Origin of the sequence: uncultured Brachyspira sp., from assembly GCF_910578695.1 — a bacterium.
GTDB lineage: Bacteria > Spirochaetota > Brachyspiria > Brachyspirales > Brachyspiraceae > Brachyspira.
The window spans coordinates 1-18,575 of sequence record NZ_CAJTQJ010000015.1 but is presented as its reverse complement, the minus strand read 5'-3'; the positions used below and the strand labels follow the sequence as shown (position 1 = coordinate 18,575).

Genomic DNA, 18,575 nt, shown 5'->3' with positions numbered 1-18,575 from the left:
AATAGTTTTTTATATAAAAAATAAAAACTATAATAAAAAACTTGTGAGTGCCTGATATTCGCTAAATGGCAGGAGATAATGCTGATATCGGTACAAGTTTTTATATATATGAATATAAATAAAAAGCAGCTATAGGACCTAAAAAAATTGCGATATAAATTAAAGTGATATAAGGCTGATAATCTATATAAAATTGTTTAAAACTAAGACTCCAAGGATGTTTTATTAATACCCAGCCGAAAACATCAAATATTATACAAATACCTGACCAAATTGCCCCTGTAATTAAAGCATCATTAATAGTCGGAGAATTAAGACTTCTCATATATATAAGTGCGAATATAGTAAATACAATAATATTATAAACTGCATGATAAGGCTTTGTCTTTTCATAACCCTCGCCCATACTGTTTTTATCCATAGGCTTCATTTTAAGAACATATATATTAAATATAGTATGCAGTATGCCAATCAAAGTAACAATAATGTAGCCTATCCAAAAACATAACATAGATATATTAAAATTACGCATTATTTAAATATTACTCCTATTTCTGATTTGTTTTCAGCCACTTTTCATTTATTTTTATTACTTCCATAACAGCATTTTCGCTAGGACTTCCAAGCATAGTTTTATTCAAAACCTGAGCCTCTGGAGTTATATAAGAATAAATATCATCTTCAAAAAGTTCAGATTTATTTTTGTATTCTTCTATTGAAAGTGTAGAAAGATTTTTATTATTATTTATAGAATATACTACAAGATGTCCTGAAACATTATGTGCATCTCTAAAAGCCATACCCTTTCTTACAAGATAATCAGCCACTTCAGTAGCATTCAAAAAACCTTCATTAACAGAATTAAGCATATTTTCTTTATTAACTTTCATAGTTTTTAATACATTAGGAAGTATAGATAAACAATTCTTTACATTCTCTAAAGAATCAAATATACCTTCTTTATCTTCCTGCATATCTTTATTGTATGCTAAAGGCAAGGATTTCATCACTGTTAATATAGAAAATAAATTGCCGTAAACTCTTCCTGTCTTTCCTCTAATAAGCTCAAGTATATCAGGATTCTTTTTCTGAGGCATAAGGCTTGAACCTGTTGTAAACTCATCATCAAACTCTAAAAATTTAAACTCAGAAGTAGAATATAATATTAATTCTTCAGAAAAACGGCTTAAATGCATCATTATTATTGCTAAAGCAGATTCAGTTTCAATAACAAAATCTCTGTCAGATACAGCATCTAAAGAGTTCAGCATAACATTTTTGAAGTTCAAAGTTTCAGCAGTTTTTTTATTGTCTATATTGTATGTAGAACAAGCTAAAGCTCCTGCACCTAAAGGCATTATATCTATCCTTTTATAAGCATCGCTTAATCTGTCAAAATCCCTTTTAAGCATTTCTACATAAGCACCCAAATAATGTGCAAATGTAATAACCTGTGCCCTTTGAAGATGAGTATATCCGCTCATATAGGTTTTGGTATGCTCTTTTTGAATATCTATCAGCACAGAAATTAAATCTAAAATTAAAGATCTAATATTTTCTGTTTTGCTTTTTAAATACATTCTAATATCAAGTGCCACCTGATCATTGCGGCTTCTTCCTGTATGTACCTTTTTTCCTGTTTCTCCTATTCTGTCAATAAGCAGTCTTTCAATTTGAGTATGTATATCCTCTAATTCAAAATCAAATTGAATTTTATTATTTTCAATATCATCTAAAATTTGTTTTAAACCGTTTATTATTGTTTCGCTTTCATCAGCAGAAATAATCGAACATTCGCCAAGCATTTTAGCATGGGCTATGCTTCCTAAAATATCCTCTCTATACATTCTGCAGTCGAAAGATAATGATGAATTGAAATCATTCGCTTCTTTATTAAGTTCTTTAGAAAATCGTCCGCCCCATAATTTTTCTTTCATAATTGCTAATTATTTAACTCCTGCTAATTATTTAACTCCGTTCTTTTTAGCCTGCTCTTTCATTAATGCATTGACTTTCAAAGGAAGTCCGTAAAGAGTAATGAATCCTTGAGCATCATTGTGATTATATAATTCGCCTGTGGTAAAGCTTGCCAAACTTTCATTATAAAGAGAGTACGGTGAAGATGAACCTGCAGGTATAATATTTCCTTTATATAATTTTAATTTTACCTTTCCTGTTACAGTTTCCTGAGTACTGTCAATGAATGCACATAAAGCCTCTCTTAAAGGTGTAAACCATTTTCCGCTATATACTAAATCAGTTAATTTATTTGAAACTACCTGCTTGAAATATAATGTTTCTCTATCCAAGCATAAATGTTCTATCTCGCTATGTGCTGCATAAAGAATAGTTCCGCCCGGAGTTTCATATACACCGCGGCATTTAATTCCTACTACTCTATTCTCTAATAAATCAACTATACCTACAGCATGCTTTCCGCCTATTTTATTTAAATATTTAACCAAGTCAGAAGGAGATAAAGTTTTTCCATCAACTTTAATAGGTATTCCTTTTTCAAATTCTATTTCTACAAATTCTCCCTCATTAGGTGCATTCTCTATAGTATTTGATAATTTAAGAAGCCTTTCATAATTAGGCATATTAAGAGGATCTTCAAGTTCTAATCCCTCATGTGATAAATGCCAAAGGTTCTTATCTCTTGAATAAGAATCATCTTTTTTCATAGGAACTTCTATATTTCTATCTTCCAAATATTTTATTTCTTCCTCTCTTGAAGATATATCCCATTCTCTCCAAGGAGCAATGATTTCAAAGTTAGGAGCTAATGCTTTAACTGTTAATTCAAATCTTACCTGATCATTGCCTTTTCCTGTAGCTCCGTGTGCTATGGCAGATGCACCTTCCTCTAAAGCAACTTCAACAAGTTTTTTTGCTATCAATGGGCGGGCTGCAGAAGTACCAAGCAGATATTTTCCTTCATATACAGCCTCAGCCTTTACTATAGGATAAATATAATCTGTAACGAACTCATCTTCGCATTTAACTAATCTGTATTTTACAGCACCTGTTTTTAAAGCTTTTTCCTCTAAACCGTCAGTTTCTGTACCTTGCCCCACATCCACGCAAACAGCAATTACATCATAATCATAATTCTCTTTAAGCCATGGTATAATAACTGTAGTGTCTAATCCGCCTGAATAGGCTAATACTAACTTTTTTTTCATAATAAGTTCCTTATAAATTTTTTATGTATTAAATATTTTTATCAATTCATTAAATAATCAATGCTATAAGCATTTATAAAAATTATATAACAATATTAAAAAATAAATGATTATTATAATAGTCAGCAATTTTTTATAATATTTATTTTATTAAAAATTATATTATTTATTGTATTTATATTTTATTCTTTTATTATACTGCTCATTATAGCCATTTGTGCATGCATTCTATTTTCTGCCTCTGTATAAATATATTCAGCATTCATATTAAATACTTCTTCGCTTATCTCTTCTCCTTTATGAGCAGGAAGGCAATGAAGTGCTATAGCTCCTTTATTAGTAAGAGAAAATAATTCTTTTGTAAGAGTAAAGCCTTTAAATATATTAAGCCTTTCTTTTTTTTCGCTTTCCTGTCCCATAGAAGCCCATACATCAGTATATACTATATCAGAACCGCTTACAGCTTCTTTAACATCATTTGTAATTTCTACAATGCAGCCTTTGTCTTTTGCTGTATTTTTGGCAATTTCTATAGTTTTTGCATCAGGTTCATAGCCTTTAGGAACTCCTACTTTAATATTAAGTCCTAAAGAAGTACAGCCTGTCAAAAGACTATTGCATACATTATTGCCATCGCCTATATATGATAATGTTAATCCTTTTAATTTACCGAAATGCTCTTTTATGGTAAATAAATCCGCCATAACCTGACAAGGATGCGAAAGATCTGTCAATGCATTTATAACAGGCACTTTAGAATACTTAGCAAAATCTTCAACATCGCTATGGGCAAAAGTTCTTATCATAATCAAATCACAGTATCTTGAAATAACATTAGCACTGTCTTCTATACTTTCTCTATGCCCAAGTATAATTTCATCTTGTTTTAATACAAAAGCATCTCCGCCTAATTTTTTCATTCCTATTTCAAAACTTAAACGAGTTCTCAAACTAGGCTTTGAAAAATACATCACCATAGTTCTATTTTTCATTATATCAATTTCTTCTTTATTTTTTACTTTTGATTTTAATTCAAATGTATAATCTATTAATGCAGATAATTCTTCGCTTGTAAAATCCTCTAAATTAATAAAATCTCTTCCTGATAAATTGACTTTTTTCATAATTTTTTCCTGTTTAAGTTTTTTAATAATTATTTTGGATAATACTATATATCGTTTTTTTATTATTGCAATATTTTATTTAATAATTTTTAAAAATTAAAAAAACGTATAACATAAAATATTATGCCATACGTTTAATTAAGATATAAATATTCTATATTAAACTTGCTTATTTACTAGCACTGATAATTTTCTATTAACAACATGCTCTTTGCCTTTATTATTGTATCCTACTTTTTTGCTTTCATTCAAAACTTCTTTCATATTTGCAAATAAATCCAAAGCCTCATCAAAAAGTTTAGGGGCTAATTTATTAAGATGCTTCAATCTAGCCATTAAAGTAATTAATTCAAGACGAAGTGCTGATATTCTAGCAGTTTTATTCAGAGGTATTCTCCTTATAATATCAGATAATGAAGCTGTTTCTGATAGATGAGGAAATTTATTTAATATTATCAAATCAATAATATTTTCTCTCATTTTTCTAAGCTCATTAGCCTCTGTCATTTTTTCATTTTGATGATCACAGTATAGATGTATATCCTGCAGTCTTGTATTGATTATAGAATTAACCTTTTTTTCTTCATCTTCTAATATTATTTTGTATACTTCTATCTCTTTAGTGAGAAGTATCTCGATTTTTGTAAGCTCTTCATATAAGTTAAACATAAATACCACCTTTAAGTTAATAGTTAACCCTGCAGTATAGTTATCGGCAGTTATTATGATTACTTAACATAATTTTTTAATATTTATATTAATTTTCTATATCTATAGATTTTACAGCTTCTATACAAAAATCTCTATATTTGTCATCTGAATAAGTAAACCAAGAAAGAAGTGCTAATTTTTTGGCTGCAAAAGCGGCTGTTATTATATGATCATTATCATCTAATTCTTTTTCATATACAATGCTTTCTATACTGCTGTTTTTTGATTTAATATCAATCTGTACGCCTTTATCTTCTTCTGCAATATCCATCTGTTTTAATACATATTCCATTATTACATCAGTTTCTTCATTTGCAAAAGAATAAACCTGCATAGCTATATATATATTTATATCTTTAAACTCTATCAAAGATTTATCATTTTTAAATACATTCATACGCATAGGAAGAACAATAGTAAATCCTGCAGCTATAGAATATCTTGCATTCTCCAATCTAAAGCCAATTTCCATATTAGGCTGATGAGAGTTTTTTTTACTTTCTATAAACTTAGCTAAATTTACATCATCTAAATAATGCGAAATATCAACGAGTATATTCCAAGGATAGCGAAGATTAGAATCTTTTTTGTATGCCTCCTGAAAAGAATACATAATTTTTTTATACATAGTCTTTTCTTTATTATCAATAGCTTCTCTGAAAGGAAAATAAAGCCAAATCATACTGATAAAGCTTTTAAACCAAAATTTGGCATTCATCTCTTCAGTATCCCAAAGAAAGAAATCCGCAGCCATTATAAATCTTGACTCTTCATCAGCATCTAAAAAATCAGTAAACCAATTTTTACCCCAATATCCTAATGATGATAATGCAAAATACTCTTTTTCTATTATAGGATAATCATAAGGCATAGATATCATAAAATTGCTGAAACCATTTTCATGATGAGTAATAAGCATTTTTGAATAATCAGCTAATGAACTTATAAAAAATTTCTTTAACTGTTCAAAATCTCTGCTTTTAAAATATCCGCTTGGGTCTTTATGAACAGGATCTTCTTTAAACTCTATATCAAGCCTTCTTGCTATTCTGTCCAAAACGCCTACTATAAACTTATGATATCCTGCTCCGAAACTTCCTGTACTTATTGTTATAAACAGCGTATCAGTTTTAAACTCAAAGTATATAGGGTCGGCAGAAGGGTGAAAAGAATATATAAGAGTGCTTCCGTCTTCTATTATAGAAAATTCCGATATCATTACAAGAGGGTTAATATTTACTTCATTTAGAGAAGAAACTATTGCTTTAAATAATCTGTCTTGGCTAGGAATAACCCTTCTATTGTCAAATACTGCTGAAAGCAAAAACTCTATATTCATTTTTATAAAAATTCTACTTATATAATATTTATTCTTATATAGAATAATAACATTTTTTATTATTTTAGCAATATATATATTTGATAAAGTTTTACAAAATATAAAATTTAACAATCTTTAACTGATTAATTGCTTGACTTTTTTTTTATGATATGCTAATATTAATCATCATTTCAAATGAAAGGGCGATTAGCTCAGCTGGGAGAGCGGGTGCCTTACAAGCACTAGGTCGGCGGTTCGAGCCCGTCATCGCCCAATTCATAATTTAAAGCTTTATATTTTTAATGAAACTTCCTAATTAATTATATTTTTTTAACGATAATGCAATTGTATTTAATATTGAAATATGCTAATATTATGTTAACAAATATTTTTTAAATAATAATAATAAAAGAGTAATAATAAATAATAATATATGACTATTTTAGTAATAATAATTATATTAATTGTGCTTGCACTCATAAGCTTCATCATAAAAGCAGGTTCTAAATATAAAGTATTTGCCATAGCTTTAATGACTGTAATAGTTTCTTCTATATCAGCTATAGGAATAATATATATGAACAACACTTCAGATATAATGGCTAATATAGATAGAAAAACAATGATGATTGAAAAAGAAAAAAAAAGAGTAAGAAAAGATTTCATTATAAGACCTGGTGCATTAGAGATTATATCTTTGCATTTAGCATACTCTAATAGAATATCTCCTCCTATTATAAAAAATAGAGAATTAGGATTTTATTTAGATGAAATATGGTTTAATTGGGCTAATGGAAAATTACTTACAGATGAGGATATGACTAATCAGGATAAGCATATACCTTTTGGATTTTATTCTTATTCTGTTAATGGGCTTCCTAAAGTAGAGGAGGAAACTTCTGAAAGAACTCAGGAGCTTCAGGAATATTATAAAAAAAGAGTTAATAATACTAAATATATAAATAATAAATTCTTAAATACCTTATATGACGGCAATAATGAAAAAACTATACTGAAGCATATAGGAACAAAAAGTATATTAGGCTATAAGGTGAGGGTTCATGATTATGTATATGAACCTCTTTCAAATGTAAGTGTTGAAGTGAGGCTTATAGCTCAGACTAATAAAGAAGTAGAAAACTTTTTGGATTCATTAAAAATAGTAAGCGGGTATGTTTGGAAAATTATATCAAAAAGCTCAAGTATAAGCTATCATAGTTATGGAGTGGCATTTGATACTTTGCCTAAAAAAAATTACGGAAAGCAGATATATTGGGCTTGGACTAGAGTTAATAATAAAGCTTGGTATGCTGTGCCTTATGATAAAAGATGGCATCCGCCTAAAGAGGTTGTGAAGGTATTTGAAAAGTACGGATTTATATGGGGCGGAAAATGGCATAATTATGATACTATACATTTTGAATATAGACCTGAACTGATAATTTATAATAAATTAAAAGATGATGAAGATAAAGCTTATGAACTTGTAGAAAAATACGGTATATTTTAAAAAACAATATATTTTAGAGAAAATAATGAATAATATTATATTCAATAAGAATATTAGTCTTTTAAAGAAAAATAAATATAATTTTAGAGCTGTAAAAAAATTAATGCATTACAGTTCTGATAATAAATATAAATTAAAGCAGACTAAAAATAATATGTTTGCTGTTTTATACAATGATAAGCCATTAACTTCGATATATAATCCTATTGAAGAAGCTAAAAGATTAATACAGCAGTTTATAAAAGATAATAATGAGCATATAGGAATATTTTTATCAATTGCATCATTCTTTCATATAGAGTATTTCTTATCATTAAATGAAAATAATAAAGCTGTAATAATAGAGAAAGATATAGAAATAGTTAAGCTTATTTTTGAAAATTTTAATACAGATAAAGAAAATATATTTGAAAAAATTATCATAATTTTAGATGAAGATATAAAAACTATATTGGATTTCTTTAATTTTTATATGAATGATAATGATGCCAAAAAAATAATTTATATAAGACATATAAGAGCTTCAAATATAAACGATAAATCAAGCAGATATTATGATGAAATTAATATATATCTTGCAAATAGCATAAGAGAAAAGCTAATGTCTTTAACTTCAAATTATTATTTTGCTCCTATATGGGCTAGAAATATATTATATAATATGCATTTCAATATAGGCTATTCAATAAAAACTTTTCATAATATATTAAAAAAAGAAATTCCTGTTCTTCTTGTATCGGCAGGAGCTTCGGCAGATAAATATATAGAAAAAATAAAAGAATTATCGAAAACTCATTTTATAATAGTACTTTCTCACGCTTTTAATACTTTGATAAAAAATAATATAAAGCCTAATGCTGTTGTAACTACTGACGGCGGATTTTATTCTTCAATACATTTAAAAGAACTTATAAAAAAAGAAAATAATGATATAAATATTTTTACTTCTCATACTGCCTATCCTTTTCCTCTTACGCATATAGAAAATGAAAGAATATTTTATTTTTCTCATGATGAAAGTTTTGAAAATATATTATATCCCATAGATGATAATGATAATGATAATAATAATGATAGTAATAATAATAATATACTTTTTTATATGGAAGGAAGCGTTATAATGCCTGCATTAAGAATAGCATATATGTTAAATCCTAAATATATACTTCTTGCAGGATGCGATTTTTGCCATCTTGATGATAAAACTCATTCCAAATACTCAAATGCATCTTTTTATGATTTCATAAACAGTAATAAATTAAAAACTTTTGAATCTGCCAAATATAAAAGACTTAATGATATACAAAAAATAAAATGCTATGATAATATATATAGAAATACCTCTTCATCTCTTTTAAGCTATAAAAATCATTTTGAAGATATTATACAGGAAATTTCAAATATGACTGATATATTTAATTTAACTAAAGAATCGGCAGAAATAAAAAATGTAAAGCAGTATGATAATAATATTATATTTGAAAATATAGAGGATTTTAATATAAACAAACTAGTAAAAAAAAATATAAAAGAATATATTAATAAAGAACAGTTAATAGAAAAAATAAATAACTTTTTATATGATATTAATAATACAGAAAATATTAATGATTCTATAAAAAAATTAGCCTATATAATATCGCCATGGCATATTGAAAGACTGGAAAAATCTGCGATAAGCTATGAAGAGTTTAAAAGTTATATAAATAAATGGTATGATGATATAAAGCCCCTGCTTTCTAAATGATATTTTTACTATAATTATTTGCAAAAAGTCAAAGGAAATGATATAGTAAACATAATACAAATATCAGGAGAATATATAAATATGAAAAAAGTTTTATTTGTATTTATATCATTATTGATAATTTTCTTACAAGTATTTCCTGCAGCTGTAACTAAGCATTATAATAATTGGAAAGTAAGAACAATAACTTATAATAATACAGATACTAAAACTGTAACAATGACTATAAAAAATAATAATGATTTAGAAATATATATAGCATCAAGAAATAATCAGCTTAATATAAGCATAAATTGGTATAAAGAAAATATAGATGAAAACAGCCGTATAGAATATAGTTTTAATAATGATCCTTATAAATCCGTAGAGCCTTTTATGAGGTCTTCTTCAGATAAATTTGATATATTATATACAATATCCCCTGCTTTCGGAATCATTCAGGAAAAAGAGATTATATATTTCTTTCAAAAATTGGTAAATAGTAAAACTCTTTCAATAAAACCAAATAATTACGGACAGCAGTATAATATTGATATCACAGGTTTAAGAGAAGCTATTGAAAAAACAGATTTCTCTAAAACTTTATTTGAAAAATATAAGAATCAAATTTTAAGATAATATTAGTTAATCTAAAAACCCAATTCTTCATTTATAAATATAATATGTATTCTATTTTTTATATGGCATTTATTTACTATAATAGTATATGCACATAATCTTTTTTCTATATCGCATTTCTCTTCATCGCATATCATATCATTAATAGAACAGGGATTATCTAATTTGAATCTTATAGAATTTTCGCCTGCAGCAATATCCCTAACTCTTTTTAAAGCATCTTTTTCCGTACTGCATACTTTATTTCTTCCTACAATTAAAAATACCTTTTTAGGTCCGTAAATAGTGGCAGCTACCCTGTTTCCGCCTCCGTCTGTTGAAACAATATCTCCGTTTTTAGTTATAGCATTGGCAGAGCATAGATAAATATCTGAAGTAAATGCTTTTATTTCTGCTTCAGCCTTTAATTCTTTATTATTTCTATCTATAAAATTCTTATAATCTTTTAAATCTTCTAATATGCCCACTTGATTAACAGAAGTGCTTCCTCCAAAAGTTATAATATCATCTTCTTTTATAAGAGAAAGTACAAATTTTTTAGCCTCTTCTTTATTTGTAAAGCTGTCAAATGCAAAGCCTTTTTTAGTAAATTTTTCTTTCAAAACCAAAGATAAATTTTGAAAATACTCTTCCTGAACTGTCATAAAAATACTCCGTTTATTAATTTTTTTATTAAAATATTATAAATCAAAAAAAATCCTTTAAAAACCTGCCAACCCCATTTTCATCATTTGATAAAGCAGTATAATCAGCTATTTTTTTTAAACTCTTCTTCAGAATTACCCATAACCTGAATATTCAATCATCTTTGCATCATTAAAATTATCGCCAAATGACATAATATTTGATATATCTATGTCCTTATTTTCACAAATCCATTTTAAAGTATTATACTTTATAAGAACTATATATCAAGTGATTTTTATAATTTAATAAAAACTTAGTCAGATGATAATGACAATACTAATAATCAGATGAATACAAAATCTCAAAGAATTACAGATTTTGAAAACGGTAAATTTTTTATTAACAGTGAATTTTTTTTATTTCATTAAAATTTAAAATCCTATTGAAAAATTATATTTCGATTATAAACCATGCAGAAATAAAAAATTTAAATAAATTTAGGGTGGGAATCTATATTTTTATATTAGGCAATAAAGAAAAAATAAGTTCAGATTTTGATTTTGTATTAATAAATATAAAAAAGGGACAGTATTATAATGAAAGTTATAAAAATAACGGCTCTTAATATTTAATTAAAAGCCGTTTTTATTTATATTCTATTTATTAGTATTAACTAATTATAGAACAGGACTTTCATGCATAGCTTTTAAGCGAATCCATCTTCTATCAACTTCTTTTTGGAAGCCTTCAAGCAATTCTTTATGCTTAAGTATATGCTTAGTTTTACCCATCAATTTAAGCCATTCAGAAACAGGCTGTTTTTTGTCATCAGCTATCATAGTAGTAATAGTAGTAACACCGTGTTCAGACTCATATAATGGGAAGAAACAGCAGTCAACAGCAGCTTTAATAACATCTTTACCCATATCATCAGGAGATTTCCAGTTTAACGGACAAGCAATAAGAAGCTTAACAAAAGCAGTACCATGATTATGAGCATACCATTGAGCTTTAGCAGCTTTTTTAACTAAATCTAAAGGATAAGCCTCACAGCCTGTAGCAATATAAGGTATATGACATCCTGCAAATATTTGAGCAACATCTTTATGGTTAAACTGCTTACCAATTTCAGCTTTACCAACATTAGAAGTAGAAGTTCTATGTCCTATAGGAGTAGAGAATGATAATTGGTTTCCTGTATTCATATATCCTTCATTATCGTACTCTAATATAATCATTTTATGATTTCTAACAGCAGCACCTATAGAAGGTCCCATACCTATATCATGTCCGCCGTCTCCTGTAACCATTATGAAAGTAGGATCTTCAGGTCCCTGTATTTCTCCTCTTCTCTTTCTCTCATAATACATCTCTACAATACCTGAAAGAGTAGCAGCACCGTTTTGGAATAAGTTATGAACATAAGTAGTTCTGTAAGAGCTGTAAGGATATCCTGTAGTAACAACCATAGAACAGCCTGTATGTACCAAAAGAACAACTTCTCCTTCTATACCTTTCATAAAAGTATTTATTCCGGAGAAGATACCGCATCCGTTACAAGCACCATGACCTTGAGCATAACGGTAGGCTTTGCCTGTTAATTCTCTAAGAGGCGGAATTTTAACATCAAGTTTATGAGTCTGTTCATTCATAGTAACAGTGATTCCTGATTTTTGGCTTTCTAAAGTAAGAGGCTCGTGAATAGGCTTCATTTCAACGCCTGCATGTCCCATATATTGTTCTAAGTAATCATGTTTAGAAACAGAACCTGCATTAGCTAATTCCTTTAAGCCTAAATCAAATAATTCTTTAGCTTTATCAAGAGTAAATTCAGTACCGCCAAGACCATAAACTCTGCTTACAATAGAAGATTTATTATTAGGGTCATTTTTAAGAGCAGCTCTGATTTCAGTAGACATATTGCCGCCCATACCTGAATAAGTATCCTGTCTGTCTCCTACTACAACCACTTTAACATTGGCAAGTAATTTCTGTAATTCTTTTTCAGGGAAAGGACGAATCTGAGTAATAGCAAAAGCACCTATTTTAAGATTAGGATTAGCTTTTTTCATTTCGTCAACAGCTAAAGTACCTGTTTCATAAGCAGAACCGCAAAGCATTAAAGCTACTTCAGCTCCTTCCATATTATGAGTTTCTATAGGATAGTATTTTCTTCCTGAAAGAGAAGCAAACTCTTCAAATACTTCAGCAATAATAGCTCTGGAATCTTCTAAAGCCTGAGAAAGCTGCAATTTACTTCCTGTTAATTCATCTTCATTCATATAAGGACCTATTGTAACAGGGTTTTTTCCGGGCTCAATAGAAGTAACCTCTGCTTCATAAGTTCCTAAGAAGTCCTGAACATCTTTATCATTTTTGAAAAGGTGAATTTTTTTCTTTTGATGAGAAGTAAAGAAACCGTCAGAAGAAACTATGATAGGTAATTTAGCCTTCTCAGCAATTTTTAAAGCAAAGATATTAAAATCATAAACCATCTGAGTAGTATGAGCCATAATGATAATCCAGCCTGTATTAAGAGCCATCATTATATCAGACTGATCGCATTTAATATCTAAAGGACCTGAAACAGTTCTGTTTACAACATTTAATACCATAGGGAATCTAGTACCAGACTGTACAGGCAATTGCTCCATAGCATAAAGAAGACCATTAGCAGAAGTAGCATTAAATACTCTTCCTCCGGCTGTAGTAGCACCATAACATATACCGGCAGCACCGTGCTCTCCGTCTCCCGGAATCATGCATACTGTATGTCTTCCATTAGCTTTCATTTCGTCCAAATACTCAGCAATTTGAGTAGAAGGAGTGATTGGGTAATAACCCATAACGTGATAATTGATCTGAGCGGCTGCAATGGCTGCTAATTCATTACCACTTTCGAGTATGTTTTCTTGTTCAGCAAGATTATATTTGTTAGCCATTTATTCGCTCCTTATTATTTATAACGTCTGTATGTAAGTTCATCAACATTACATTCTGCTTCTATTTCTATTCTTAAAGCCTGTTCTTCTTTAGGGAACTTTTTAGGGGCATAAGGTCCTTTAGGGCAGGCTCTAACGCATTTTAAACATCCTTTACAATACTGATAATCAATACCCATCATATTCATAGCTGTTTTTCCAGCATCTTTTCTGTCCGGACCTCTTTCCCAAACAATACAGAAATCAGGACAAACAGTCTCGCATTGAGCACAGTCTATGCAGTTTTTAGGATTGAATACAGGAATGCTTCCTGTGCGTGTAACTTGTAAATCTTTTAAAGTGGAGTTTCCTGCTGCATTGATGTATCCGCCTGTTAATTGATTATTTTTACCGTATACAGGCTCAGGTTTTTTATAAGGTATATAAGGATATTTACCGTCTGCAGGGAAATCTTTAACTACTGAATCGCTTCCGCCTCTTCTAAAAGCTTCCACATTCGGTTCTACTAATTCAGGTTTTTTTCCAGAGAACTGCTTTCTGATTTGCTCTTCAAATTTAGCAGAATCTATAAAATCAAGCTGCTTAACCATAGCACCCATTATTATAGTATTAGCCGCCTGAGAAGGAAGTTTTAAATCATTAGCGATTTTAATAGCATCAACGCAAACTACTTTGCCGCCATGCAATTTAGCAAAATCTCTTGCTTCATCAGGTGTTTTATTAGTGTTGAAAATAACAATGGCGTCTTCTTTAACACCCATTAATGTCATAGGGTTTTTAAGAAGATTCATATGGAACACTGCCACAACATGCGGTTCTTCTACTGTAGAGTTTACTCTAACTTCTGAATCAGAAAATCTTACGAAAGATTTAACGGGCGAACCTTTCTTTTCTGAACCATAACTTGAGAATGCAGCACCATAGAAGCCCTGAGTTAAAACGCCTACTTCTGCAAGCATTTTACCAGCACTATTAGCACCCATTCCGCCTATACTTTCGAGACGAATCTCGAAAAAGCCTAAATCATTGACTTTTGGGAGTTTCACGATTATTTCTCCTTTATTTAATTAAAATGAGATTTTGAAAATAAAATCAAAATATACTAATTTTCAAAATTAATATACATCAATATTTTTATATTGTACTATAAATAAGATAAAAGTCAAATTAATTATAATTATTTTGCTATATTGCAATCATATTTTTACCGAAAATAAATTAATTAAAAATATATATTATACAAAAACATAAAAATAATTAAAAATTTGACATATAAAAATTAAATTATTATACTATAATATAAATATTAGGAGTTATTAATTACGATGTTAGGAGATTTACAATCATGAAAAAGAAATTGAACAGTATAAATATTCAAATTCCTGTAGTAGCAAATATTTTTATAGCAGTGCTTATTTTTGTTTCTATTTTCACACTTGTAAGAATGTCAAAAAGAGCGATAGATGAAGCTTCTTATGACGGATTTCTTACAACAATAAAAGGATATTGTACATTTTTTGAATCTTTAATTGAAAACCAATTAGTTTTATCTGATACTTATTCTTCTTTCACTTTTGTAATTAATTATATGGAAAATAGAGATCCTGAATCTGAAAATAATATGCTTGGAGTATTAAGACAGATGGGCTCAAAAAATCCTTATGCTAAAACTCTTTCATTAGTAGATCCTAGCGGAAGAATAATAAATAATTCAGAAAATGATGCTAAATATGTAGGCAAAAATGTATCGGATTTATTTCCGGACTTATGGAAAAAATATGATTCTGTAAAACAGCCTAGCTTATCAGATTCTATATACAAAAATGATGATGGAAAATGGATGACTGCCATAATTGCACCTATCAGATCAAGAGAGAATAATCAATATTTAGGCGGAATACTTGTTGTACTTGACTGGCAGAAAGTTATAGATGAAATATCTGAAACTGCAGGAGCGGTATTAACTCATTGGATTAGATTATGGGTATTTAATAAGGATACTTTACTTGTAATGCATAATGTACCAAGCGAAGTAGGAAAATTTGCACCTGTAGAAGTAAAAACAATAGTAAATAATAAAGAAGGCAGATTAGAGTTCCAAAATGACGGTATGACTAAAGTATGCTTATATACAGCAGTAAAAAATCAGCCTTGGCATGTAGCTTTTTCTATGCCTCTTAATTTTGTAGAAGAGAAAAGCAATAATATATTATATACAGGTATTATAATAAATGTTATAGGTATTATAATAAGTTCTATAATAGGCTATCTATATGTAAGACATTTAATCGGTCCTCTTAAAATACTTGTAGAAGAAGCTGAAGAGATGTCAAGAGGACAGTTTTTACTTAAAGAGTTTAAATTTAAGAAAAATGAAATAGGAGAAATAGCACATTCTTTTAAAAGTATGAGGAATGCATTATATAAAATTGTTTCCGAAGTTAATGATACTTCAGAAAAAATAAATACTGCTGTGCTTAATCTTGCACATGGCAGCGAAGACTTATCGGCTAGAACGGATTCTCAGGCTTCCAGCTTGGAGGAAACTGCTTCTGCTATAGAAGAGATGGCTTCTACTATAAAATCTTCCGCTTCAAATTCTGTAGAAGGCAATGAAATGATGATAGCTTCTAAAAGGGCTGTAGAAAACGGAGCTAATGTAATTGCTGAAACTACTAGAAATATAGAAGAAGTTTATGAAGCGAGCGAAAAAATAAAGAGCATTACAAAAACAATAGAAGATATAGCATTCCAAACTAATATACTTGCACTTAATGCTTCTGTAGAGGCTGCAAGAGCAGGAGATCAGGGAAGAGGCTTTGCAGTGGTAGCAAGCGAAGTTAGAAACTTAGCTCAGAACTCTCAGTCATCAGCTAAAGATATAACATTGCTCATAGAAAATATTTATGAAAAAATCAATAAATCAGCAGAAACCGCAAGAGAATCACAGGCTATATTTAATGATATACAATCAAAAATAGATGATACTGCAAGAATAATGCAGGAAATAAGCACTACATCTGTAGAACAGCAGACAGGAGTAGATCAGGTTAATATTGCAGTTCAGAGAATAGAGGGTATAACTCATCAAAATGCAGCTTTAGTTGATGAAACAGCAGGTTTTTCTAGAGAATTATTAGAACAGGCTCAGTATTTGAAGGAAATTATGACTTTCTTTAAAATGGAATAAAATTGACATTAAATATATTTATAGTATAATTAAGTTATGATTTTTATTAATAATACTATATTAACTGTTATTCAAAGCAAGCAAGCAAGCAAGCAAGCTAATAAATTTATCTATAAAAATATTAGGACATTAATTCTTATGGATTAGTGTCCTTTTTTGTTTTAAAATTTTATATAAATATATTGGAAACTTTTATGAAAAATACATATTTTCTAATTTTATTTACTATATTTGCAGCATTTAATATACTTAATGCTCAGGAAAAGTATACGAATGCAGTAATGCCTGCCCTTCCTAATGCATTTGATATGTTTATAGGAAGAGAGGGAAATAATGAACTTCCGCAATATATAGAACCTGATTATTTCAGAGATGATTATAAAAGAAAACTTCCAAATCTTAGTGATACAAATTTAAGTTTCTTTCAAAAATACCCAATAGAATTTCATTTAACTTCTACATTCTCATACGCTATACTTACAAATACATTCAATATGAGAGATACATTTGCAACTATCGGACAGACTTTTCATAATAATTATATACAGTTTACAGGCTTTATAACAGCTTACGGATATTTTGATACTCATGAACCAAATAAAGAATACAAATATATAGAAGGAAACGGAGGGCTTTATGACGGAGGAGTGCAGGCTGTATTTGTTGATAGAATATTAGTTTCGGCAAGAGGAAGAGCGGCATTTGATATTAATACTGCTACATTTATGCTTATGCCTCATTATTATGATACTGCATTAAATCCTGCTAATATTGATACGCCTGATTATTATATACCGCAAGTATTAAACGGTCCGGGCATAAGAGTTGGTTTTATAGGAAATCATTATGAAATAGCTTATTCTCAGGGAGATTTCAGACACAGCATACCTAAAGCACTTTTATTAAGATTTAATATACCTAATATTGAGTTTAGATTCTTATATGAACACGAGAATAGATCTGAACCTCAAAATTATCATATAACTTTATTTGAATCATTAGTTCAGGCATCTGCTGTATTCAGATTTCCATTTATGAATGAAACTATTTGGATTAATGCTATTGCTGAATATACTTGGAGGGAAAATGATGCCCATTATATAAGATTAGAGCAGGGTTTTGAATGGTATATGCTTAATATTGCTTTAAGAGAGATGGTGCATATAAAAGATAAAAATGCTAAATTATATTTAGAATATGCTGTATTCGGCAAATTTAAAGCAGGTCCTGCTGAATTTAATATAGGTTTTCAAGGTGCTACCGACGGAAGATACTATATTGCAGGAAGTGTTAAATTATAATAGCTTGTTATATTTTTTTTATATTATATAATTAAAATATATATTATAATTTATGAGGTTTATAGAAAGTGAAAAAAAATTTATACATTATATCAGCATTATTCATAGTATCTGTATATGCATATTCTTCATCTGTAGCTTTAAGCGAAGTGCCTAAAGCTGCTGTAGCATTTGCAGATAAATATTTTTCAGATTACTATTTATACAGAGCCACTGAAATTGGCGGAAGTTATACTTTAATATTGGGGCTGACCCAGATAACATAAAATTATTATATTTTATGTATGAAACGCAGTAAA

At 28.9% G+C, this 18,575-nt stretch carries 16 protein-coding genes and 1 tRNA gene; 7 read left to right on the top strand and 10 right to left on the bottom strand.

Annotated elements, in window-relative coordinates:
• Positions 1 to 100 precede the first annotated feature (100 nt).
• From QZ288_RS05930 to QZ288_RS05905, 6 genes are all read right to left on the bottom strand, one after another.
• Positions 101 to 532: a hypothetical protein gene (locus QZ288_RS05930; protein WP_295156334.1), complete on the bottom strand. Its 432-nt coding sequence runs from the start codon at positions 530 to 532 to the stop codon at positions 101 to 103.
• A 16-nt stretch (positions 533 to 548) separates the two neighbouring features.
• On the bottom strand, positions 549 to 1,937 hold the full coding sequence (gene argH, locus QZ288_RS05925; protein WP_295156331.1) for an argininosuccinate lyase: 1,389 nt from the start codon (positions 1,935 to 1,937) through the stop codon (positions 549 to 551).
• A 27-nt stretch (positions 1,938 to 1,964) separates the two neighbouring features.
• On the bottom strand, positions 1,965 to 3,188 hold the full coding sequence (locus QZ288_RS05920; RefSeq protein ID WP_363322971.1) for an argininosuccinate synthase: 1,224 nt from the start codon (positions 3,186 to 3,188) through the stop codon (positions 1,965 to 1,967).
• Between the two features lie 179 nt (positions 3,189 to 3,367).
• Positions 3,368 to 4,309, bottom strand: a complete 942-nt coding sequence (gene argF / locus QZ288_RS05915; RefSeq protein WP_295156326.1) for an ornithine carbamoyltransferase — start codon at positions 4,307 to 4,309, stop codon at positions 3,368 to 3,370.
• A 159-nt stretch (positions 4,310 to 4,468) separates the two neighbouring features.
• Positions 4,469 to 4,978 carry a flagellar export chaperone FlgN gene (flgN, locus tag QZ288_RS05910; RefSeq protein WP_295156323.1) on the bottom strand — a complete coding sequence of 170 codons (510 nt, stop codon included), beginning with the start codon at positions 4,976 to 4,978 and terminating at the stop codon, positions 4,469 to 4,471.
• A gap of 88 nt (positions 4,979 to 5,066) precedes the next feature.
• Complete coding sequence (locus QZ288_RS05905; RefSeq protein ID WP_295156320.1) at positions 5,067 to 6,359, bottom strand: hypothetical protein; 1,293 nt, start codon at positions 6,357 to 6,359, stop codon at positions 5,067 to 5,069.
• 183 nt (positions 6,360 to 6,542) lie between these two features.
• On the opposite strand from QZ288_RS05905, the gene QZ288_RS05900 reads away from it, so the two are divergent.
• The 4 genes from QZ288_RS05900 to QZ288_RS05885 all read left to right on the top strand — a co-directional run bounded on the left by QZ288_RS05900 (position 6,543) and on the right by QZ288_RS05885 (position 10,216).
• Positions 6,543 to 6,615, top strand: a tRNA-Val gene (locus tag QZ288_RS05900).
• 159 nt (positions 6,616 to 6,774) lie between these two features.
• Positions 6,775 to 7,851 (top strand): M15 family metallopeptidase, encoded by a 1,077-nt coding sequence (locus QZ288_RS05895; RefSeq protein WP_295156317.1) that lies wholly within the window; start codon positions 6,775 to 6,777, stop codon positions 7,849 to 7,851.
• Between the two features lie 25 nt (positions 7,852 to 7,876).
• Positions 7,877 to 9,598, top strand: coding sequence for a 6-hydroxymethylpterin diphosphokinase MptE-like protein (locus QZ288_RS05890; RefSeq protein ID WP_295156315.1), 1,722 nt, complete (start codon positions 7,877 to 7,879; stop codon positions 9,596 to 9,598).
• Between the two features lie 81 nt (positions 9,599 to 9,679).
• The gene (locus tag QZ288_RS05885) at positions 9,680 to 10,216 is read left to right on the top strand and encodes a hypothetical protein (protein WP_295156313.1); all 537 of its coding nucleotides are present in this window, start codon (positions 9,680 to 9,682) and stop codon (positions 10,214 to 10,216) included.
• Positions 10,217 to 10,227: 11 nt separating this feature from the next.
• On the opposite strand, the gene QZ288_RS05880 is transcribed toward QZ288_RS05885, so the two are convergent.
• The 4 genes from QZ288_RS05880 to QZ288_RS05870 form a co-directional block, all read right to left on the bottom strand.
• Positions 10,228 to 10,860: a lactate utilization protein gene (locus tag QZ288_RS05880; protein WP_295156310.1), complete on the bottom strand. Its 633-nt coding sequence runs from the start codon at positions 10,858 to 10,860 to the stop codon at positions 10,228 to 10,230.
• Between the two features lie 135 nt (positions 10,861 to 10,995).
• Positions 10,996 to 11,058 carry an HAD hydrolase family protein gene (locus QZ288_RS11760; RefSeq protein WP_363322970.1) on the bottom strand — a complete coding sequence of 21 codons (63 nt, stop codon included), beginning with the start codon at positions 11,056 to 11,058 and terminating at the stop codon, positions 10,996 to 10,998.
• Positions 11,059 to 11,520: 462 nt separating this feature from the next.
• Positions 11,521 to 13,785, bottom strand: coding sequence for a thiamine pyrophosphate-dependent enzyme (locus QZ288_RS05875; RefSeq protein WP_295156307.1), 2,265 nt, complete (start codon positions 13,783 to 13,785; stop codon positions 11,521 to 11,523).
• 14 nt (positions 13,786 to 13,799) lie between these two features.
• Positions 13,800 to 14,831: a 2-oxoacid:acceptor oxidoreductase family protein gene (locus tag QZ288_RS05870; RefSeq protein ID WP_295156304.1), complete on the bottom strand. Its 1,032-nt coding sequence runs from the start codon at positions 14,829 to 14,831 to the stop codon at positions 13,800 to 13,802.
• A gap of 299 nt (positions 14,832 to 15,130) precedes the next feature.
• Between QZ288_RS05870 and QZ288_RS05865 the strand changes: the two genes are divergently transcribed.
• The 3 genes from QZ288_RS05865 to QZ288_RS05855 all read left to right on the top strand — a co-directional run bounded on the left by QZ288_RS05865 (position 15,131) and on the right by QZ288_RS05855 (position 18,542).
• Positions 15,131 to 16,975: a methyl-accepting chemotaxis protein gene (locus QZ288_RS05865; protein WP_295156300.1), complete on the top strand. Its 1,845-nt coding sequence runs from the start codon at positions 15,131 to 15,133 to the stop codon at positions 16,973 to 16,975.
• Between the two features lie 194 nt (positions 16,976 to 17,169).
• Positions 17,170 to 18,276, top strand: a complete 1,107-nt coding sequence (locus tag QZ288_RS05860; protein WP_295156297.1) for a hypothetical protein — start codon at positions 17,170 to 17,172, stop codon at positions 18,274 to 18,276.
• Between the two features lie 68 nt (positions 18,277 to 18,344).
• Positions 18,345 to 18,542: a hypothetical protein gene (locus QZ288_RS05855; protein WP_295156424.1), complete on the top strand. Its 198-nt coding sequence runs from the start codon at positions 18,345 to 18,347 to the stop codon at positions 18,540 to 18,542.
• Positions 18,543 to 18,575 lie beyond the last annotated feature (33 nt).